Here is a 19,751-nt window from a genome sequence, read left to right as displayed (position 1 = left end):
ATTGTGCCCTCGCCCTAGGATCACTGTCATGACTGAGCAGAGGACCGTGGCGGACTCCGACCTGGAGGCCTACGAGCCGGACGACCGGGGGCTCGGCTGGCTGCTCGCGATCGGCGGCGCGATCGGGATGCTCTCGGCGGCGATCCTCATCATCGACAAGGTGAAGTTCCTCCAGGAGCCCGACAAGGCCCTCGGCTGCGACATCAACGCGTTCGTCAGCTGCGGCGGCGTCATCAACACCGACCAGGCCTCGGTGTTCGGCTTCCCCAACCCGCTCATGGGCGTGGCCGGCTTCGCGATCGTGCTGACCCTCGGCGTGCTCATCGCCGCACGGGTGCGACTGCCCGACTTCGTGTGGCTCGGACTGCAGGCCGGCGCACTGTTCGGCATCGGCTTCGTGACCTGGCTGCAGTCGCAGAGCATCTACTCGATCGAGAAGCTGTGCCCGTGGTGCATGGTGGTCTGGGCGGTGATGATCCCGATCTTCGTGTGGCTGACCGCGCGCAACCTGCGCGAGTTCCTGCCGGGCAACCCGGTCTCCCGCTTCGTCACCGACTGGACGCTGCTGATCAACATCCTCTGGTACGTCGCGGTGATCGCCGCCATCTGGTTCCAGTTCGGCAGCGACCTGTGGGCCTGAGCCCTACGACGCGTCGGCCACGCGCTCGATGACCTTGGCCAGGCGGACGTCCCGATCGGTGACGCCACCCACGTCATGACTGCTCAACCGGATGTCGACCCGGTTGTAGACGTTCGTCCACTCCGGGTGGTGATCCATCTCGGTGATCGGGCCTGCCGCACGGTTGATGAAGGCGATCGCCGCGTCGAAGGTGCTGAACTCGTACGACTTGACGATCGCCTCGCCCTCTTGCGACCACCCGGGCAGGTTCTCGAGCGCGTCTTCGATCTGGGCGTCGGTGAAGGAACTCATGGGGTCACGCTAGCCGTGGCTGGGTCAGGCGCAAGTGTGGTGAGTTCCGGCATGCCGGGCGCGTCGCGCACCCAGGAGAGCTGCGGGGATCCCTTGCTGGCGGCGCCCAGGGGCGGCCGGGCCCTCGTGCGCCCGGAGAGCTGCGGGGATCCCTTGCTGGCGGCCGCGGATGGCGCCTGCGGCGCGAGGCGCGGCCGCGGGGAGGGGCCCACTCGATTCGCTCGGCTGTTTTCACCAACGAAAAATGCCTCCGCCATCCCAAGACCGGGGATGGCGGAGGCATTTTTCATTGGTGGAGCTGCGGGGAATCGAACCCCGGTCCTACGGCGCTGAGTCAGGGCTTCTCCGGGTGCAGTCTGTCTAGTCGCTTTTCTCAGCCCCGGCGCTCGAACAGACGCGTCGCCGACGGGCTCAGTCGCAGAAAAGTCCCGATCACACGCTGCGACGCCGTGTGACCAGCAAGTCTCCTTAATGAGACTGGCAATCCGGAGCGGAGACGCCCCCGGGCCAGCCCTTCACCTATCGCTTAAGCAGCGAGGGCGAAGTCAGTGCGCTTGGAATCGGCACTTGTTGGTTTCCAGAGATCGTTAAAGAGATAACCCTGGATCCTCTACCCGCTTCACCTGAATCGAACGACCTTAGTCGAAACCGATCAGCCCCTCTTGAGTTTTCAACCGCTGCCGAAGCAACGTGTCCATCCTACTCCACCACAACGACACGCCCCCGCGAATCATTCCGCAGGGGCGTGCCCACACACCGCGTCAGCGCCTGATCCTCACGCTCCTCGACGTCGCACGGACGTCCTTCGCGTTGGGGGCCGACGCCGTCACCACGACAGCCAGGCGGTGCCCGACGTCCCGCCGGCCCACGACGTACGTCGCCGAGCGGGCACCCGCGACAGGCCGGCCGTCGCGGAACCAGCGATGTGCCAAGCTCGCCGGAGCACCTCCGGACCAGGTGCCGGGGAGCGCTGTCAGCCTCTGACCCACCTGCGGCCTGCCTTGGACCCGCGGGCGCGAACGGTTCACCAGCCGGCCCGGCTCGTGGACCTGCACGTCCGCTGCCCGCACGTAGAAGATCCGGTGGTTGAGCGCGAGCTGGTAGTAGACGTCCCGACCCCGGACGTCGGTGCGGTCCCCCGGCGCCGAGCCGTCGTACGTCGTGGCCCTGTAGTAGTCCGTCACCACCCTGCGGTCCGTGAGCGCGTATGCCTGGCCCGGCTTCAGCGTGTACTCGACCGGGGAGACCGACTGGTACGGCACGGTCGACGGATAGGCCGACTCCTCGGGATAGGCACGCCCGTAGACCGGTGCGCTCGTGGCCCCCGGCCTGACCGTCACGGTCGCGCCCGGGGTCCTGACCAGCACCGGCCGCGCCGCCGGGTTGTGGATCCACGCGAGCTCGCCGGACCAGGAGACCTGCACCCAGTCGTCCTGCAGCGCGGCGACGACGAGCCGGTTGCCGGCCTGGGCGCGCGCGCTGACGTCGTTGACGGACGTGGTGCCGTCGGGGCTGCCGGTCGGGTGCGTGCCGACGTCCTTCGCGAGCGGGGAGGTCGCGCTGGGGCCCTGGTGGAGGGTCGCGAAGTTGGTCGGCGCGCCGACCCGGCACGGGCCCGAGCCCGGCGACTGCTCCTCGCACTGGGTCAGGGTCTGCGGGTTGCCGGCGTACCCCGGCTTGACCGTCACGACATCACCGACCTTCACACCGCTCGTGGGGCGCGCCTTCCCGGCGATCGGGGCGCGCAGCAGCTCGAAGTAGTGCTCCCAGTCCCAGTACGGTCCCGGGTCCCAGTGCACGCTCGCGGTCGCGCCTGCGGTGGTGCCAGGCACCTGGTCGTGGCCGATGACGTGCGCCGGGTCGAGGGGGATGTCGTACTTCCTCGCGAGGTGTCTCACGAGCGTGGCGGAGCGTTGGTACATCGCCTCGGTGAACCAGCCGCCGTTCCCTCCCTTGCCCTCGTGCTCGATGCCGATCGAGTGCATGTTGACGTACCAGTTGCCCGCGTGCCAGCCGACGTCCTTGGCGTCCAGGTGCTGCGCGATGTGCCCGTCGCTGGAGCGGACGGTGTAGTTCCACGCGACGTAGGTCGGGTCCTGCACGAGATCGAGTGATCCGTCGTACGTCGCCTCGGTGTCGTGGATGACGATGTACCTGAGCCTCGGGCCGCCCCTGCCGGTGCGGTCCGCGATGTCGTGGTTGCCGTAGCTGCTGGTCGAGTCCGGCTCCGCGGGGTCGCCCTTCTCGTACGGCGCCGGCACCCACTCGCAGGCCAGGACGACCGGGCAGTCGGTCCTGCCGGTCCCGGCGGCTGCCTGCGGGGCGGCCGGCACCGTGGCCTGCGACTGCGCCGCCAGGGTGACCGTGTCGCCCCGGTCCGTGACCCGGCTCTCGCCGTGGCGCAGCGTCGTGAAGACCTGGCGGGCGAGCTCCCGGCTCGAGCCGCCGTAGCGGGCGACCGCCTCGCGCCAGTCGTTGACGTCGGGGCTCGGGGTGTCCTGGTACGAAGCGAGCACCGCCGCGCCCGCGCAGACGTTGGCGACCGGGTCGGTCTTGACCCGGCTGAGCGGCAGGCCGGTGAGCCGCGCCCCCAGCCTGGCGGTCTGCGACGACGCCGCCGGACGGGAGGAGGACCCGTCGCCCTTGTCACCGGACGCGACGGCGAGATCGGTGAGGTTCATCGGCCCGTAGCCTCCGTCGGCGCTCGGCCGCCCGCCGTGGTCGTCCCATCGCGACTGCAGGTACGACACCGCCTTCACGAGCTCCGCCGGCACCCCGGCCTCCTGCCCGGCGCGTGTGAAGGCCTGCTCGAGCGGAACGCCCGGCGATGCCCATGAGCAGTCGACCGTCGTCGCGGCCGTCGAGTCCGTCGTGGCGACCGCAGGCGCCCAGGCCGCTGTCAGTCCCAGCCCGACCAGCACGGCCGTGGCGCGTGGCACACGTGTTCGCATGATTCCAACCCCCCGAGAGTCAGTGAATCCCTCGAACATGACACATCGGGCGGCGAAAAAGGAGGTGGCGGACAGGAAATCTCCTATGCCGGAGCCGGCCCGTCGCCGGACTGCAGTGCATCGCGGCTCACGGCACCGCCGTGGATGAGGCTCGCTGCGCACGCCGCCGCGACGACGAGCAGACCTGCGCAGATCATCGTGCCGGTGTCGAACCCCGGGCCGAACACGTCAGGATCGGCGAAGTCCCGCCCGGTGATGCCGGCGATCGGCGGGATGGCCGCGACGGCCAGCAACGAAGCCGTCCGGGCGACGGCGTTGTTGATGCCCGAGGCGATCCCCGTCTGCGCCATGGGCGCTGCGGCGAGGACGGCCGTGGTGAGCGGCGCGACCAGTGTCGTGATCCCGATGCCGAACACGACGGTGGCGGGCAGCACGTCGACCCAGAAGCTCGCGCCCTCCCCGATGCGCAGCATCAGCAGCAGGCCGGCCGCGGCGATCAGGGGCCCGAACGTCATGGGCCACCGCGGGCCGATCCGTGCCCCCAGCGCTCCGGCCCGGCCGGAGAACAGCAGCATGATGACCGTCATCGGCAGGCTCGCGAGACCGGCCTCCAACGGGGAGAACCCCGAGACGTACTGCAGCTGCTGCACGAGAAGGAACGCAGAGGTGGCGAGCGCGCCGTAGATCGCGAACGTGCAGATGTTGGCCGCGGTGAAGATCCGGTCCGCGAACAGCGCCACCGGCACGAGCGCGTGGGGGGTGAGCTTCTGGTGCACCACGAAGACCACCATGACAACGGCTCCCACACCCACCCACGGCCAGGACCTCTCCACGAGCCCGTACGTCAGCGCGGCAAGACCCGCCGCGGTCAGGCCGGCGCCGGTGTAGTCGAGGCGCTCCTGCTGCCCCGTCGTCTCGGGCACGTGACGGACCGCGATCCACACCACCGCTGCGGCCAGCGGCACGTTGATCCAGAAGATGCCCCGCCAGCCGGTCGTGTCGACGAGCCAGCCGCCGACGAACGGGCCGATCGCCGTGGTCACCCCCGACAGGCCGGACCACAGGCCGATCGCCGGTCCGCGGTCCTCAGGCGCGAACGTCGCCGAGATGATCGCCAGGCTGCCGGGCGTCAGCAGCGCCGCACCGACGCCCTGCAGGCCGCGAGCCGCGACCAGCACCTCGATCGTCGGCGCCGCTGCGCAGACGACGGACGCGGCGGCGAACCAGACGACACCGGTCACGAACACCGCGCGCCGCCCGAGCCGGTCCCCCAGCGATCCGCCGATGAGGATGAGGGCCGCCAGCGTGAGCGTGTAGGCGTTGACGATCCACTGGACCCCGGCCGCCCCGGCGTCCAGGTCCGACCGCATCGCGGGCAGCGCCAGGCCGACGATCGACCCGTCGAGGAACGCCATCCCGGAGCCCAGGATCATCGCTGCCAGCAGCCATCTGCCCTGCGCGGTCGCGAGGCGGACGGTGCCGGCGTTCACGCCGGGCGGCCGTTCATGCGTCGACGCCGAACAGCTCGGCCCCGTTGTGCCACAGGACGCTGCGCATCCAGTCGTCGCCGAGGGCCAGCCGCTGCAGCACCTCGACCTGGTGGGCGTACGCGTAGGGGATGTTGGGGAAGTCCGTGCCGAACAGGATCCGCTCCTGCAGGTCGAGCAGCCGCTGCGGCACCCCGTCGGGGACCGGCTGGCCCCAGAAGTCGACGAACGCCATCGTGGTGTCGAGGCGGACGTTGTCGTGCCGCTCGGCGAGGTCGAGGAACTCGTCCATCTCGGGCATGCCGAGGTGGGCGATGACGAGCGCCAGATCCGGGTGGCGGGACAGGACGTCCGCGACGCCGGCCGGGCCGGTGTGCCGGCCGGGAGCCGGGCCGGACCCGGCGTGCAGGACGACGGGCGTCCCGCTCTCGGCCAGCGTCGCCCAGACGGGCTCCAGCAGCGGGTCGTTGGGCGCGAAGTCACCCACCTGGACGTGGACCTTGAAGATCTCGACGCCGTCCGCGACCAGCTGCGGCACGTACGTCGCGGCGTCCGGCTCGGGGTAGAACGTCGCCGACCACAGGGCGTCGGGGGTGCGCTCGGCGAAGTCGCGGGTCCAGTCGTTCATGAAGCCCGCCACTCCGGGCCGGTGGGCGTACGACAGCGCGGAGAACCGCCGCACCCCCATCGAGCGCAGGCGCGCGACCCGGTCGTCGTCGCTCGTCCGGTACGCGATCGGCCACGGACGGCCGAGCAACGGACCGGCGGAGTCGAAGTAGGCCCACACCTTCGCCAGGATCTGCGGCGGCATGAAGTGGGCGTGCACGTCCACGATGCCCGGCAGGCCCAGATCCTCGATCAGGGCCGGAAGATCGGAGTCCTCCAGTGTCACTAGTGCATGCCCTTGAGGCGGCGCCCGAGATCGCGCTCGGCCTCACGGGTCGCGGTGCGCTCGGCGATGGCGTGGCGCTTGTCGTAGGTCTTCTTACCACGCGCCAGCGCGATCTCGACCTTGGCTCGACCGTCCTTGAAGTACAGCGAGAGCGGGACGATCGTCAGGCCCTTCTCGGTCGTGCGCCGCTCGATCCGGTCGATCTCGGAGCGGTTGAGCAGCAGCTTGCGACGGCGGCGGGTCTCGTGGTTGGTCCACGTGCCCTGCGTGTACTCGGGGATGTGCACCCCGAGCAACCACGCCTCGCCGCGGTCGATCTCGCCGAAGCCGTCCACCAGGGATGCGCGACCTGCACGCAACGACTTCACCTCGGTGCCCGTCAGGACCAGACCGGCCTCAAACGTGTCTTCGATGTGGTAGTCGTGGCGCGCCTTCTTGTTCTGCGCAACGAGCTTGCGCCCCGTTTCCTTGGCCACCCGCCCATTGTGTCACCTCCGGCCAGATTCATCCGCCTGCGGCTGCCACGACGACCGGATCGGCACATCCGCGGGCGAAGCCGGCGATCCGCCGATCGATGTCGCGCCGCAGCACGACGGTGCCGATGCGCTCGGCCACCGGGGCGAGCCACTGCGGACGGCAGCGGAAGCTGTAGCGCCAGGTGGCCCGGCAGCGTCCCCCGGGCTCGGGGGCGAAACGCCATCCCCCGGCGAACGACTCGAAGAACCAGGGCCCCTCGACCATCTTCATGCCCACGTTGGTGGGCGGGTTGAACGAGACGTACTCGCTGACCATGTGCAGCCGCGAGCGGTGCCGGGTCTCGGTGCGGACGCCCTTGGCCGGAGCGCTCGCGCCGTCGAGGAAGTGCTGCTCGTGGATGAACGGGTCCCACCGGAGCCGGACGTCACCGGTGGTCTGCGAGACGGCGAAGGCGATCGCAGGATCGACGTCGACGACGACGCTGGACTCGATCCGCCTCACAACCAGCCCATCGGGTTCACCATCGTGCCGTTGCTCAGCACCATGAAGTGCAGGTGGCACCCGGTGGAGTAGCCGGTCGTGCCGACGTACCCGATGACCTGGCCGCGCGAGACCTTGCTGCCTGCGCTCACCGCGAACCGCGAGAGGTGGTTGTACGTCGTGACGACGTTGACGCCGCGCTTGACACCGTTGTTGAGAATGACCCGGTTGCCGTACGCCGCGTTGAAGTACTGCTGGATGACGGTGCCGCTGGCGGCGGCCCTGATCGGGGTGCCGCAGCCGACGCCGAAGTCGGTGCCGTCGTGGAGCTTGTAGACCCCGGTGATGGGGTGCTTGCGCATGCCGAACGGCGACGTGACGGGTCCGCTGACGGGGTACGAGAGCGCACCCCCGCTGTCACCGCCGCTGCCCTTGCCGCGGGTCTTGACCTGCTTGGTCGCCAGCGCGCGGAGCTGCGCGGCGAGGCGGTTGGCCTCCGCGACCTTCTCGCGGTACTGCCGCTCGTCCTCGGCCACGGCAGCCGAGGCGGAGTTGCGGACGTCCTCGCGGGCCTTGACCAGCTGGGCGACCACGGCGGCCTGCTCCTCGGCGATCTTCTCCAGGCGCTGCATCTCGACCAGGTTCGCGGCGGCCTGGGCACGCTGCACCTTGACCTCGTCACGCAGCTTCTGCACCTTCTGCCGCTTGAGCTTGAGGATGACGCGGGTCGCGTCGAGGCGCTGCATCGTGGCCACCTGCTGATCGCCCACCACGGTGTTGAGGCTCATCTGCTCGCTGAACTGCTCGGTGTCCTCACCGCGCAGGAAGCCGCTGACGGCATTCAGCCGACGGTCACCCTGCAGCGCCTGCTGGACGGCGAACTCCTCGACCGACGACTCGGACGCCCTCAGCTTCTTCTCGCCCTTCTTGAGCTTGGCGCGTGCCGCGGCCAGCCGGGCCTGGCTCTGCTCCAGCTTGAGCTGCATCTGGTCGTCGATCGCCTTGGCGGTCGCGAGCTTGCCCCGCGTACGACCGAGCGTCGCCTGCGCGGCGTTGAGCTTGCCCTGCGCGGCCCTCAGCGCGGCCGCCGCGTCGATCAGCTCCTGGGTGGACTCGGCGAGGTGCTTCTTGGCCTCGGCCTGCTCCCTGCCCGCGTCCTTCTTCTGCTTCTGGAGATCGTCCTTGCGGTCCGCGAACGACGGGGTGGCGAGGGACGCGACGAGCGCCGCCGTGAGGACCAGAGCGGTCAGGGCACGGCGGTGCCTGGGGTGCGTGACGGTGGTGGACATGACCTCGACCTTGGGGGAAGTTACCCCGAAGATCCGGGGACTGTCGACGTGCGGATGGAGCGTGACGATGGAACTGTCAAGCCCAACTTTAGGCTACGTGCCTCATACGTCCAGGTATTTGCGGGTCAGCAGGAGTGTCGGCACCATCGCGAGCAGCACCGCGAGGACCGTGGTCTCGCCCATCACGGTGAACGCGTCCTGCCAGCCGACCCAGGTGGTCGTCGTGGACAGGGTGTCCCGCAGGTACCCGTAGACGACGAACTGCATGAAGGCCGCGAGCCCGCCGGCCGCGAGGGCGGCGGAGATCAGCGCCGCCAGCATCGACTCGAGCACGAACGGCAGCTGGATGTGCCAGCTCGACGCACCGACCAGTCGCATGATGCCGATCTCCCGCCGCCGGGCGTACGCCGTCATGCGGATGGTGTTGGAGACCTGCAGGATCGCCGCGACGACCAGCAGCGCCGAGATCGCGAGCGCACCGTTGCGCAGGTTGTCCAGGAAGGTGAACAACGGCCCGAGCAGCTCCTTGATCGAGCTGACCCGGCCGACGCCCTCCATACCGCTCAGCTGGCTCTCGACGCTGTCGAACTTCTCCGGGTCGTTCAGGGTCACGAAGTACGTCGAGGGGAACGACCTGGGGCTGAGGGTCTCGAGCAGCTTCTTGCCCGTGTCGGACTGGCTGTAGAGCACGCGCGAGCGCTCGTACTGCTCCTTCGGCGTGCGCTCCTCGAAGGACTTGACCTGCGGGTTCTCCCGCAGCGCCTCCTCGATCGCGGCCTGCTGGTCCTTCGTGGTCAGGCCCCCGATGCAGTTGGCGCTCGGCGAGTTGCGCGTGCACAGGTCGACCTGCAGCTGCAGCCGGTCGCCGTAGTACTTCTCGGTGCGGTCGGACTGGGCCAGGATCAGCAGGCCCAGCGCTGCCAGCAGCAGCGACACGGTCATGGTGACGATCAACGAGATCGACATGGACTTGTTGCGCGACAGGCTCTGGCGCAGCTCACTCATGGTGCTTCGCATCTGCAGGGATCCTCTAGTTCTGGTAGCCGTAGATGCCGCGGGCCTCGTCGCGGACGATCAGTCCGCCCTCGAGCTCGATGACCCGCTTGCGCATCTGGTCCACGATCGACGAGTCGTGCGTCGCCATGACGACGGTCGTGTCCGTGCGGTTGATGCGGTCGAGCAGCTTCATGATCCCGACGCTGGTGGCGGGGTCGAGGTTGCCGGTGGGCTCGTCGGCGATGAGGATCATCGGCCGGTTGACGAAGGCGCGGGCGACCGCGACGCGCTGCTGCTCGCCGCCGGAAAGCTCGTCGGGCATGCGGTGGCCCTTGCCCTCCAGGCCGACCATCTCCAGCGTCTCGGGGACGACCTTGCTGATCTCGCTGCGGGGCTTGCCGATGACCTCGAGGGCGAACGCGACGTTCTCCGTCACGGTCTTGTTGGGCAGCAGGCGAAAGTCCTGGAAGACCGTGCCGACCTGGCGGCGCAGCTTGGGCACCTTCCAGCTCGAGAGCTTGTTGATCTCCTTGCCGGCGACGTAGACGCGACCGCTCGTGGGGCGGGCCTCGCGCAGGATCAGACGCAGGAAGGTCGACTTGCCGGAGCCCGAGGCGCCGACGAGGAAGACGAACTCGCCCTTCTCGATCTCGAGGTCGACGGCGTCGAGCGCGGGGCGCTTCTGGCCGGGGTAGGTCTTGGTGACCTTGTCGAATCGAATCACTCGGACGAGTCTAGGCAGGTGGACCCCAGTGTCGTGGGAGGGCCGGTCTCAGGCGATCCGTGCTGCGACGTACTCGTCCACGGCCCCCGGCGCGAGGACCGCGTCGATCACCATCGCGCTCGCACCGAGGATGGCTCCGCGGCTGCCGGCCGATGTGCCCACGATCCGCAGGTTGTGCGTCGCCAGCGGCAGGGACCGCTGGTACACCACCTCGCGGACCCCGGCGAGGAGGTACTCCCCCGCCTCGGAGAGCTTTCCGCCGATGACGATGACCGACGGGTTGAGCAGGTTCACGCAGGTCGCGAGCACGGAGCCGAGGTCACGGCCGGCCTCGCGGACCGCCTGCAGGGCGGCGATGTCACCGGCCGAGACGGCGTCGACGATCTGCTGGGAGCTCTCGACGTCCAGCCCCTTCGCACGCAGCTTGGCCGCGATCGCCGGACCGGCAGCCACCGCCTCGAGGCAGCCGGTGTTGCCGCAGCGGCAGACGACGTCGGCCGGGGCGCCCGCCACCTGGACGTGCCCGAGGTCGCCCGCGGAGCCCAGCGCACCGCGCAGCAGGCGCCCGTCGGTGACGATGCCCGCTCCGATGCCGGTCGCGACCTTCACCAGCAGCAGGTGCGGTGTGCTGTGCCACGACGTGACGTACTCGCCGAGGGCCATGAGGTTCACGTCGTTGTCGACCAGGATGGGGCCGCTGAAGTGCCGGCCGAAGTGCTCGGGGACGTCGAAGTCGTGCCATCCCGGCATGATCGGGGGGTTCGCCGGACGTCCCTTGGCGTGCTCGACGGGTCCCGGCACCCCGATGCCGACGCCCGCGACGTCGGCCGGCAGCCGGCCGAGCCCGGCCAGCAGCTCCACCCCGATCGCCGCGGCCCGGTCGAGCACCACGACCGGGCCGTCGGCGATGTCGCTGACGACGGTCCTCTCGTCGAGCACCTGGCCCGACAGGTCGCTGACGGCCACGCTCGCGTGCGAGGCGCCGAGATCGATCGCGAGGACCACCCGGTCCCGCCGGTTGAGCGCGAACCGGGTGGGCGGGCGTCCCCCGGTGGACGCCGCTTCCCCGACGGGCTCCAGCAGTCCCGAGGACAGCATCGCCTCCACGCGGGCGGTGATCGTCGAGCGGGCGAGGGAGGAGAGCTGGGCGAGCTCGCCGCGGGTCCGGGGGGTGCCGTCACGCAGCAGCTGGAACAGGTCGCCGGTGCCCACCAGAGTCGGGGGAAGTCCCGAGGACGCGCTCATGACCATGAGTAAACCAGACCCCCTTGGGTCATGCCGAAGCGAGAACACTGTCGCCCAACGTTCGACTTTTGCTTGACGAGCGACAAAACGTGTGACTAGCATCACAGCCATGTCAACCGCCCCCCTGCTCGAGATGCGCGGCATCGTCAAGGAGTTCCCCGGTGTCCGGGCGCTGGACGGCGTCGACCTGGTCGTGCGTCCCGGCGAGGTGCACTGCCTGCTGGGCCAGAACGGCGCCGGGAAGTCGACCCTCATCAAGGTGCTGGCCGGCGCCCACGGCGTCGACGAGGGGACGATCCTGTGGGAGGGCGAGCCGGTCACGTTCAGCGACCCGCAGGCGGCACTGGCCACCGGCATCGCGACCATCTACCAGGAGCTGGACCTGATCGACGGGCTCAGCGTCGCCGACAACATCTTCCTCGGCCACGAGCGGGCCCGCGGCGGCATCACCCGCGACGCCGACATGAACAAGGCAGCGCGCACCCTCCTGGCGACCCTCGGCCACCCCGAGATCCGCCCCACGCGCGAGGTCGGCAGCCTCTCGGCCGCCGGCAAGCAGATCGTCTCGATGGCCCGGGCCCTGTCCCGCCAGGCCCGGGTCATCGTGATGGACGAGCCGTCCGCGGTGCTGGACCCCGATGAGGTCGACGGGCTGTTCCGCGTGGTCGAGGACCTGCGGTCCTCCGGCGCCGCGATCGTCTACATCTCCCACCGCCTCGAGGAGATCCGCCGCATCGGCGACCGGCTCACGGTCCTCAAGGACGGCCGCACGGTCGCCGGGGACATCTCCGCCAAGGACACCCCGACCTCCGAGCTCATCACGCTCATGACCGGACGCACCGTGTCGTCGGTCTTCCCCCGACGGTCCACGCCCCTGCCCGACGGACCCGCGCTCCTCACGGTCGACCACCTGGTCCGCGACGGCGAGTTCGCCGACGTCTCGTTCGAGGTCCGGCCCGGCGAGGTCGTCGGTCTCGCCGGCCTCGTCGGGGCCGGCCGCAGCGAGATCATCGAGACGATCTACGGCGCCCGGCGCGCCACCGGCGGCTCGGTCACGGTGGACGGCAGCCGGCTGCGCAACGGCTCGGTCGACGCGGCGGTCCGCGCCGGGCTCGGCCTGTGCCCCGAGGAGCGCAAGTCGCAGGGCCTGATCCTCGACGAGGCCGTGTACCGCAACATCTCCCTCGCGAGCATCGATCGCTTCGCCCGTCTCGGTGTCTCCACCGAGGGCGCCGAGCGTCGTGCCGCCCATGAAGCCGCCCGGTCCGTCGACGTCCGTCCCGATGCACCCGACCGTCTCATGCGCACGCTCTCGGGCGGCAACCAGCAGAAGGTCGTCCTGGCCCGCTGGCTGCTGCGGTCGTGCAAGGTCCTGCTGCTCGACGAGCCCACCCGTGGGGTCGACGTCGGCGCCCGGGCGGAGATCTACACGTTGATCCGCGAGCTCGCCGACTCCGGCGTCGCGCTCGTGGTCGTCTCCAGCGACATCGACGAGGTCCTCGGCCTGTCCGACCGGATCCTCGTCATCGCCGAGGGCTCGGTCGTCCACGACGGCCCCAGCGACGCCATCGACGCGTCCGGCGTCCTCGACCGCATCCTGGCCACCCACGAGCACCAGCCCACCCTCGACGACCAGAAGGGGGAAGTCGCGTGAGCGCCTCCCTGCGTGACCCGTCCCTCTCCGTGCCCGCGAAGCCGCCCCGCGGGGACCGCGCCGGCTCCCTCGGCCTGGCCCGCAACCTCGGGCTGGTGATCGCCCTGATCATCCTCTGCGTGGTGGGCGTCGTCTCGGCCGGCGACCGCTTCGCCAGCACCGACAACCTGCTCACGATCCTGCGACTGGCGGCCGTGATCGGGGTCGTCTCGATCGGGATGACGTTCGTGATCACCGGAGGCGGCATCGACCTGTCCGTCGGCGCGATCGTCGCGCTCGCCTCGGTCTGGGCCACCACCACCGGCACCCAGGCCATGGCGGACGACATCGGCTGGGTCGCAATGGTCTTCAGCGCGATCGTGGTCGGCGCGGTGTGCGGCACGATCAACGGCGTCCTCGTCGCGTACGGCAGGGTCGTGCCGTTCATCGCCACCCTGGCGATGCTGGCGTCGGCCCGGGGACTGGCCGAGATCATCGCGGACCGCAAGACCCAGATCATCCGCAACCAGGGATTCCTCGACTTCTTCGGGGCCGAGCCCCTCGGCATCCCGGTCATCGTCCTCATCTTCGCCGCGGTCACGCTGGCCGGCTGGTTCCTGCTGAACCGCACGACGTTCGGACGGCGCACGTTCGCGGTCGGCGGCAACCCGGAGGCGGCCCGCCTGGCCGGTATCCGGGTGCAGCGCCACACGGTCTACCTGTATGCGCTGCTGGGCGCGACCTGCGGCATCGCCGCGGTGATGATCATGTCCCGCACCACGACCGGGACCTCGACCCACGGCAACCTCTACGAGCTCGACGCGATCGCCGCCGTGGTCATCGGCGGGACGCTGCTGAGCGGTGGCCGCGGCACGATCGTCGGCACGCTCTTCGGCGTCCTCATCTTCACGACCCTGACCAATGTCTTCACGCTCAACAACCTCTCGACGTCGGCCCAGGCCGTCGCCAAGGGCGTGATCATCGTGATCGCCGTGCTCCTGCAGCAGCGCATCGCGAACCGCAAGACGTAGCACCGCCACGCCGCATCCCCCACCACCACAGGAGTCCACATGTCCACGACCCATCCCCGTCGCCGTCGTGCGCTCGCCACGGTCGGCGCGTTCGCGGCAGCCACCCTCGTCCTCGGTGCCTGCACCAACGGCTCGGGCGACGACAACGACACCAGCGAAGCGATCAGCAAGAGCAACACCGACAACGACAAGTCCGGCGACAAGGTCGTGATCGGCTTCTCCGCCCCCGCGGCCGACCACGGCTGGATGGGCTCGATCAGCAAGTCCGCGATCGCCCAGGCCAAGAAGTACGACGACGTCGACCTGAAGGTCGCCGAGGGCACCAACGACGTCAACCTCCAGATCTCGCAGGTGGAGACGTTCATCAACGACAAGGTCGACGCGATCGTCCTGCTGCCGTTCGACGGCGCCGCCATGACCCCCGTCGCCCGCAAGGCGATGGACGCGGGGATCACGGTGATCAACGTCGACCGTGAGTTCGACTCCCCGTTCGCCGCCCGGACCACGGTCCTGGGCGACAACTACGGCATGGGCGTCTCGGCCGGCACCTTCGTCTGCGACGACGCCGCCGGCAAGAAGGGCCTCAAGGTCGCGGAGATCGCCGGCATCGACTCCCTCCCGCTGACGCAGGAGCGCTCGAAGGGCTTCGCGGACGCCCTCAAGTCGTGCGGCCTCAAGGTCGACAACCGGGTCGCCGCCGAGTTCACGGTCGAGTCCGGCGAGCGGGCCGCCTCGAACCTGCTGCAGGCCGCACCCAAGATCGACTACCTGTGGAACCACGACGACGACCAGGGCGTGGGCGTCCTCGCGGCCGTCAAGAACGCCGGACGCGACGAGTTCACGATGATCGGCGGCGCGGGATCGGCCAACGTCATGCGGGACATCAAGGCCGACAACTCGGTGCTCAAGGCGACGGTGGTCTACCCGTCCACGCAGGCCGCCGACGGGATCAAGCTCGCCCGCCTGCTCGTCCAGGGCAAGTCGATGTCGGACCTCGCCGAGATCGAGGTGCCCCGCCAGCTCAAGCTGTCGGCACCGGTCGTGACGAAGGAGAATGTCGACACCTACCTCCCGTCGGCGTTCGAGTCCTGATCGTCCGGGGCCCGCAGCCATCGCTGCGGGCCCCGCACCACCTCCCCCGCCCCTCCACGTCCTCACACGAAAGCTGGCACATGTCTGACACACGTCCCGACCTCGGCATCGGCATGGTCGGTTACGCCTTCATGGGCGCCGCCCACTCGCAGGCCTGGCGGACCGCCCCGGCCTTCTTCGACCTCCCGGTGACGCCCCGTCTGTCGGCGATCTGCGGCCGGGACGAGGCCGCCGCGAGCGACGTCGCCCGCCGCTTCGGCTGGGAGTCCGTCGAGACCGACTGGCGCGCGCTGCTGACCCGCGACGACATCGACGTCATCGACATCTGCACCCCCGGCCACACGCACGCCGAGATCGCGATCGCCGCCCTCGAGGCCGGCAAGCACGTCCTGTGCGAGAAGCCCCTGGCCAACACCGTCGAGGAGGCCGAGGCGATGGCCGACGCCGCTGCGGCCGCCGCCGAGCGGGGGGTGCGGGCGATGTGCGGGTTCACGTACCGCCGCACGCCGGCCGTGGCGTTCGCCCGCCAGCTCGTCGCCTCGGGCCGGATCGGCACCATCCGCCACGTCCGCGGGCAGTACCTCCAGGACTGGCTCGCCGACGAGGACGCCCCGCTCAGCTGGCGCCTCGACAAGTCCCTGGCCGGCTCGGGTGCCCTCGGCGACATCGGCGCCCACATCATCGACATGGCCCAGTTCGTCTCCGGCGACGCGATCGCCTCGGTCAACGGCCTGATGCAGACGTTCGTCCCGACCCGCCCCGTGGGGGGCGACCATGCCACGCTCGGGGGTACCTCCTCCAGCGCCACCGAGCGCGGACCGGTGACCGTCGACGATGCGGCCGCCTTCACCGCCCGCTTCGTCGGCGGCGCCATCGGGGTCTTCGAGGCCACCCGGTTCGCCACCGGACGCAAGAACGCGCTGCGGCTCGAGATCAACGGCACGCTGGGCTCCCTCGCGTTCGACTTCGAGGACATGAACGTGCTCGAGCTGTTCGACGCGACGGAGGACCCGTCCGTGGCCGGCTTCCGGCGCATCCTCGTCACCGAACCGACGCATCCGTACATCGCGGCGTGGTGGCCTCCGGGCCACGGCCTCGGGTACGAGCACGGGTTCACCCACCAGGTCGTCGACCTGGTCACCGACATCGCCAAGGGCGCCGACCCCACGCCCTCCTTCGCCGACGGGCTCGCCGTGCAGCGGGTCCTCGCGGCCGTCGAGGCGAGCGCCGTCGACGGCACCACCCACCAGATCGGAGCCACAGCATGACCCGTCCCATCACCTTGTTCACCGGCCAGTGGGCCGACCTCCCGTTCGAGGAGGTCGCCGCCCTGGCAGCCGGCTGGGGCTACGACGGTCTGGAGATCGCCTGCTGGGGCGACCACCTGGACCCGTGGGCCGCCGTCGAGGATCCCGACTACATCAAGACCCGCCTGGACATCCTGGCGAAGCACGACCTGAAGGTCTACGCGATCTCCAACCACCTCAAGGGCCAGGCGGTGTGCGATGACCCGATCGACGAGCGTCACCACGACATCCTCTCGGCGCGGGTGTGGGGCGACGGCGAGCCCGAGGGCGTGCGCCAGCGGGCGGCCGAGGAGATGAAGCACACCGCACGGGCCGCGCGCATGCTCGGCGTCGACACCGTCGTGGGGTTCACCGGGTCCTCGATCTGGAAGTACGTCGCGATGTTCCCGCCGGCCTCCGAGGCCATGATCGCCGCGGGCTACCGGGACTTCGCCGACCGGTGGAACCCGATCCTCGACGTCTTCGACGAGGAGGGCGTCCGCTTCGCCCACGAGGTGCACCCGAGCGAGATCGCGTACGACTACTGGACCACGCACGCCGCCCTGGACGCCATCGGGCACCGCGAGGCGTTCGGCCTCAACTGGGACCCGTCGCACTTCGTGTGGCAGGACCTCGACCCGCTCGGGTTCCTGTGGGACTTCAAGGACCGGATCTACCACGTCGACTGCAAGGACGCGAAGAAGCAGGTCGGCAACGGCCGCAACGGCCGGCTCGGCTCGCACCTGCCGTGGGCGGACCCGCGCCGCGGCTGGGACTTCGTGTCGACCGGCCGGGGTGACGTGCCGTGGGAGGCGTGCTTCCGCATGCTCAACACGATCGGGTACGACGGCCCGGTCTCGATCGAGTGGGAGGACGCCGGCATGGACCGCCTGCTGGGCGCGCCGGAGGCGTTGGCGTACGTCAAGGCCAACCTCTTCGACGCCCCGACCGCAGCCTTCGACGCGGCGTTCAGCTCGTCGGACTGAGCCGCACGACGACACCGGTGAGCGGGCGGCGTCCTCGTCGCAGGGTTAGCGTCGAAGCATGAGACTTCCGCTCGTGGACCCCCGTGACGCGCTGGCCCTGATCGCCCGCGGCCCGGCGCTCGTCGAGACGGCGCTGACGCTGGTGCCGCGCGCTGCCGCGCTGCTCGACGCCGCAGAGATCCTGCTCGACCGGGTCGACGGGCTCGTGGACCAGGTCGAGACGACGCGGCTGGCGGCCGACGACGCGATCAAGCGCATCGACGGGACGATCGAGCGGGCGGACGAGGCCATCACCACGATCGGCCGGACCAACACCCGCGCCGACCACGCCATCGACCAGATCGGCCAGACCAACACCCGCGCCGACCACGCCATCGACCAGATCGGCCAGACCAACACCCGCGCCGACCACGCCATCGACCAGATCGGCCAGACCAACACCCGCGCCGACGAGGCGGTGGCGCGGGTCGACGCGACGATCGACCAGGCCGACGCGCTCGTCGTCCGCGGTGCGGGCCTGCTCGCCAGCGTCGAGCCGACCGTCGAGCGCGGGCTGCGCATGTTCGACGAGTTCGCCCCGATCCTCGAGCGCCTCCGCCCGATCGCCGAGCGCATGTCCACGACGATCTCGCCCGACGAGGTCGAGGCCGTCGTGCGCCTCGTCGATCACCTGCCGAACCTGGTGGAGCGCATCGAGACCGACGTGCTGCCGATGATGGAGACGCTGCGCAACGTCGGCCCCGACCTGCACGACCTGCTCGACCTCACCCGCGAGCTGAACATGATGCTCGGCAAGGTGCCCGGGATGGGACGGGTCAAGAAGAGGGTCGACGAGCAGCAGGAGCGCGACGCCGCCCCTGGCGACGACGACCGCTGACCAGCCGGCGCCGCCCGAGGGGACTCGCTACGCGGCCGCGTGCTCGCGACGCCAGCGGATGCCGGCCTCGATGAAGTCGTCGATCTCCCCGTCGAGCACGGCCTGCGTGTTGCCGGTCTCGTAGTCGGTGCGCAGGTCCTTGACCATCTGGTACGGGTTGAGGACGTAGTTGCGCATCTGGTCGCCCCACGACGCCTGCACGTCGCCGCGCAGCTCGTCCAGGTGCGCCCGCTCCTCGGCCTTCTTGAGGGCCAGGAGCTTGGCCTTGAGGATCACCATCGCGCTGGCCTTGTTCTGCAGCTGGCTCTTCTCGTTCTGGCAGCTGACGACCGTGCCGGTCGGGATGTGCGTCAGGCGGACGGCCGAGTCGGTCGTGTTGACGCTCTGCCCACCCGGGCCGGAGGAGCGGTAGACGTCGACCCGGATCTCCTCCTCGGGGATGTCGATCTCGTCGGTCTGCTCCAGCACCGGGACGACCTCGATCGCGGCGAACGACGTCTGGCGGCGGCCCTGGTTGTCGAACGGCGAGATGCGCACCAGTCGGTGCGTGCCGGCCTCGACCGAGAGCGTCCCGTACGCGTACGGCGCCTTGACCGCGAAGGTCGTGGACTTGATGCCGGCCTCCTCGGCGTACGACACGTCGTAGACCTCGACGGTGTAGCCGTGGCGCTCGGCCCAGCGGATGTACATGCGCTGCAGCATGAGGGCGAAGTCGGCGGCGTCGACGCCGCCGGCGCCCGAACGGATCGAGACCAGCGCGTCGCGCTCGTCGTACTCGCCCGACAGCAGCGTGCGGATCTCGAGGGAGTCGATCGCCTTCTTGATGCGCACCAGCTCGTTGTCGGCGTCGGCCAACGTGTCGCTGTCGCCCTCCTCAGCGCCCATCTCGTGCATGATCTCGACGTCGTCGAGCCGCTGGCGCAGGCCCGTGACGCGCTCGACCTCGGCCTGCAGGGTCGACAGGCGACCGGTCACGCGCTGGGCGTTGGCCTGGTCGTCCCAGAGATCGGGCGCACCGACCTCTTCCTGCAGCTCGGCGATCTCCTTGCGCACGGCATCGAGATCGAGGACCTTCTCGATGGACGTGAGGGTCGCATCGAGGGCCTTGGTTTGCTCTGTGAAGTCCGGAGTTGCCACCTGTCGAGGCTACCCCGTCCGGTCACACGCTCTTGCGGCGGAACTCCGGCGACTGCGTCGGCCCGGTCGCTCCGTGCGACTTCTCGCTGCCGTCGTGCTCAGCGCCCTCTGTCGTCGCGTGGTGCTTGCCCTTCTTCTTCTCCAGCGCCTCGCGGAACTTGGCCTTCATGTCGGCCTGCTTGTCGGTGCCCTCTGATTCAGCCATACCGCCACTGTAAGCCCTCGCGAGCGAGTAAA

The 19,751-nt window shown here is 69.8% G+C and carries 19 protein-coding genes and 1 other RNA gene; 7 read left to right on the top strand and 13 right to left on the bottom strand.

Translation table 11 applies throughout. The annotated features are described in order from the left end of the window. Positions 1 to 28 precede the first annotated feature (28 nt). Positions 29 to 640 (top strand): vitamin K epoxide reductase family protein, encoded by a 612-nt coding sequence (locus C3E78_RS04745; protein WP_108577225.1) that lies wholly within the window; start codon positions 29 to 31, stop codon positions 638 to 640. 3 nt (positions 641 to 643) lie between these two features. On the opposite strand, the gene C3E78_RS04740 is transcribed toward C3E78_RS04745, so the two are convergent. The 11 genes from C3E78_RS04740 to C3E78_RS04690 form a co-directional block, all read right to left on the bottom strand. After that, a complete protein-coding gene (locus C3E78_RS04740; RefSeq protein WP_108577224.1) occupies positions 644 to 931 on the bottom strand; it encodes a 4a-hydroxytetrahydrobiopterin dehydratase in 288 nt (95 codons plus the stop codon). Between the two features lie 290 nt (positions 932 to 1,221). Continuing rightward, positions 1,222 to 1,591: a transfer-messenger RNA gene (gene ssrA / locus C3E78_RS04735) on the bottom strand. Between the two features lie 101 nt (positions 1,592 to 1,692). Then, positions 1,693 to 3,882: an N-acetylmuramoyl-L-alanine amidase gene (locus C3E78_RS04730; protein ID WP_108577223.1), complete on the bottom strand. Its 2,190-nt coding sequence runs from the start codon at positions 3,880 to 3,882 to the stop codon at positions 1,693 to 1,695. Between the two features lie 83 nt (positions 3,883 to 3,965). Continuing rightward, positions 3,966 to 5,372, bottom strand: a complete 1,407-nt coding sequence (locus C3E78_RS04725; RefSeq protein WP_199906931.1) for an MFS transporter — start codon at positions 5,370 to 5,372, stop codon at positions 3,966 to 3,968. A 13-nt stretch (positions 5,373 to 5,385) separates the two neighbouring features. Then, on the bottom strand, positions 5,386 to 6,261 hold the full coding sequence (locus C3E78_RS04720; protein ID WP_328591573.1) for an amidohydrolase family protein: 876 nt from the start codon (positions 6,259 to 6,261) through the stop codon (positions 5,386 to 5,388). Beyond that, positions 6,261 to 6,737, bottom strand: coding sequence for an SsrA-binding protein SmpB (gene smpB, locus C3E78_RS04715; RefSeq protein WP_108577222.1), 477 nt, complete (start codon positions 6,735 to 6,737; stop codon positions 6,261 to 6,263). The genes C3E78_RS04720 and smpB overlap by 1 nt, the downstream gene beginning before the upstream one ends. A gap of 28 nt (positions 6,738 to 6,765) precedes the next feature. Beyond that, positions 6,766 to 7,239: a type II toxin-antitoxin system RatA family toxin gene (locus C3E78_RS04710; RefSeq protein WP_108577221.1), complete on the bottom strand. Its 474-nt coding sequence runs from the start codon at positions 7,237 to 7,239 to the stop codon at positions 6,766 to 6,768. Next, a complete protein-coding gene (locus tag C3E78_RS04705; protein ID WP_108577220.1) occupies positions 7,236 to 8,507 on the bottom strand; it encodes a M23 family metallopeptidase in 1,272 nt (423 codons plus the stop codon). The genes C3E78_RS04710 and C3E78_RS04705 overlap by 4 nt, the downstream gene beginning before the upstream one ends. Before the next feature lie 102 nt (positions 8,508 to 8,609). After that, positions 8,610 to 9,524 carry a permease-like cell division protein FtsX gene (gene ftsX / locus C3E78_RS04700; RefSeq protein WP_135804842.1) on the bottom strand — a complete coding sequence of 305 codons (915 nt, stop codon included), beginning with the start codon at positions 9,522 to 9,524 and terminating at the stop codon, positions 8,610 to 8,612. A 13-nt stretch (positions 9,525 to 9,537) separates the two neighbouring features. Then, positions 9,538 to 10,227, bottom strand: coding sequence for a cell division ATP-binding protein FtsE (ftsE, locus tag C3E78_RS04695; protein ID WP_108577218.1), 690 nt, complete (start codon positions 10,225 to 10,227; stop codon positions 9,538 to 9,540). Positions 10,228 to 10,275: 48 nt separating this feature from the next. Beyond that, entirely contained in the window at positions 10,276 to 11,472 is a 1,197-nt protein-coding gene (locus C3E78_RS04690) for an ROK family transcriptional regulator (RefSeq protein ID WP_108580749.1), read from the bottom strand. 109 nt (positions 11,473 to 11,581) lie between these two features. On the opposite strand from C3E78_RS04690, the gene C3E78_RS04685 reads away from it, so the two are divergent. The 6 genes from C3E78_RS04685 to C3E78_RS04660 all read left to right on the top strand — a co-directional run bounded on the left by C3E78_RS04685 (position 11,582) and on the right by C3E78_RS04660 (position 18,377). Then, positions 11,582 to 13,126, top strand: coding sequence for a sugar ABC transporter ATP-binding protein (locus tag C3E78_RS04685; protein WP_199906930.1), 1,545 nt, complete (start codon positions 11,582 to 11,584; stop codon positions 13,124 to 13,126). Further along, positions 13,123 to 14,136 carry an ABC transporter permease gene (locus C3E78_RS04680; protein ID WP_108577217.1) on the top strand — a complete coding sequence of 338 codons (1,014 nt, stop codon included), beginning with the start codon at positions 13,123 to 13,125 and terminating at the stop codon, positions 14,134 to 14,136. The genes C3E78_RS04685 and C3E78_RS04680 overlap by 4 nt, the downstream gene beginning before the upstream one ends. Before the next feature lie 39 nt (positions 14,137 to 14,175). After that, a complete protein-coding gene (locus C3E78_RS04675) occupies positions 14,176 to 15,228 on the top strand; it encodes a substrate-binding domain-containing protein (RefSeq protein ID WP_108577216.1) in 1,053 nt (350 codons plus the stop codon). A gap of 80 nt (positions 15,229 to 15,308) precedes the next feature. Continuing rightward, positions 15,309 to 16,496, top strand: a complete 1,188-nt coding sequence (locus C3E78_RS04670; protein ID WP_108577215.1) for a Gfo/Idh/MocA family protein — start codon at positions 15,309 to 15,311, stop codon at positions 16,494 to 16,496. Beyond that, positions 16,493 to 17,500 carry a sugar phosphate isomerase/epimerase family protein gene (locus C3E78_RS04665; protein WP_108577214.1) on the top strand — a complete coding sequence of 336 codons (1,008 nt, stop codon included), beginning with the start codon at positions 16,493 to 16,495 and terminating at the stop codon, positions 17,498 to 17,500. Before C3E78_RS04670 ends, C3E78_RS04665 begins: the two co-directional genes overlap by 4 nt. Positions 17,501 to 17,558: 58 nt before the next feature. Next, positions 17,559 to 18,377 (top strand): hypothetical protein, encoded by an 819-nt coding sequence (locus C3E78_RS04660; protein WP_159085814.1) that lies wholly within the window; start codon positions 17,559 to 17,561, stop codon positions 18,375 to 18,377. A gap of 27 nt (positions 18,378 to 18,404) precedes the next feature. Here the strand turns inward: C3E78_RS04660 and prfB are convergent, their stop codons facing one another. Both prfB and C3E78_RS04650 read right to left on the bottom strand, forming a co-directional pair. Beyond that, a complete protein-coding gene (gene prfB / locus C3E78_RS04655) occupies positions 18,405 to 19,514 on the bottom strand; it encodes a peptide chain release factor 2 (protein ID WP_108577212.1) in 1,110 nt (369 codons plus the stop codon). Positions 19,515 to 19,536: 22 nt separating this feature from the next. After that, positions 19,537 to 19,719, bottom strand: coding sequence for a DUF5302 domain-containing protein (locus C3E78_RS04650; RefSeq protein WP_108577211.1), 183 nt, complete (start codon positions 19,717 to 19,719; stop codon positions 19,537 to 19,539). Positions 19,720 to 19,751 lie beyond the last annotated feature (32 nt).

The organism is Aeromicrobium chenweiae (genome assembly GCF_003065605.1).
GTDB lineage: Bacteria > Actinomycetota > Actinomycetes > Propionibacteriales > Nocardioidaceae > Aeromicrobium > Aeromicrobium chenweiae.
This window is presented reverse-complemented; position numbering and strand designations above follow the sequence as displayed.

Excerpts from the sequence above, each read along its gene's own strand:
- C3E78_RS04650 (WP_108577211.1), bottom strand. The coding sequence starts at position 19,719 with ATGGCTGAATCAGAGGGCACCGACAAGCAGGCCGACATGAAGGCCAAG.
- C3E78_RS04705 (WP_108577220.1), bottom strand. The coding sequence starts at position 8,507 with ATGTCCACCACCGTCACGCACCCCAGGCACCGCCGTGCCCTGACCGCT.
- ftsX (WP_135804842.1), bottom strand. The coding sequence starts at position 9,524 with ATGCGAAGCACCATGAGTGAGCTGCGCCAGAGCCTGTCGCGCAACAAG.
- C3E78_RS04675 (WP_108577216.1), top strand. The coding sequence starts at position 14,176 with ATGTCCACGACCCATCCCCGTCGCCGTCGTGCGCTCGCCACGGTCGGC.
- C3E78_RS04690 (WP_108580749.1), bottom strand. The coding sequence starts at position 11,472 with ATGAGCGCGTCCTCGGGACTTCCCCCGACTCTGGTGGGCACCGGCGAC.
- C3E78_RS04670 (WP_108577215.1), top strand. The coding sequence starts at position 15,309 with ATGTCTGACACACGTCCCGACCTCGGCATCGGCATGGTCGGTTACGCC.
- C3E78_RS04685 (WP_199906930.1), top strand. The coding sequence starts at position 11,582 with ATGTCAACCGCCCCCCTGCTCGAGATGCGCGGCATCGTCAAGGAGTTC.
- C3E78_RS04665 (WP_108577214.1), top strand. The coding sequence starts at position 16,493 with ATGACCCGTCCCATCACCTTGTTCACCGGCCAGTGGGCCGACCTCCCG.
- C3E78_RS04730 (WP_108577223.1), bottom strand. The coding sequence starts at position 3,882 with ATGCGAACACGTGTGCCACGCGCCACGGCCGTGCTGGTCGGGCTGGGA.
- C3E78_RS04740 (WP_108577224.1), bottom strand. The coding sequence starts at position 931 with ATGAGTTCCTTCACCGACGCCCAGATCGAAGACGCGCTCGAGAACCTG.
- C3E78_RS04660 (WP_159085814.1), top strand. The coding sequence starts at position 17,559 with ATGAGACTTCCGCTCGTGGACCCCCGTGACGCGCTGGCCCTGATCGCC.
- C3E78_RS04745 (WP_108577225.1), top strand. The coding sequence starts at position 29 with ATGACTGAGCAGAGGACCGTGGCGGACTCCGACCTGGAGGCCTACGAG.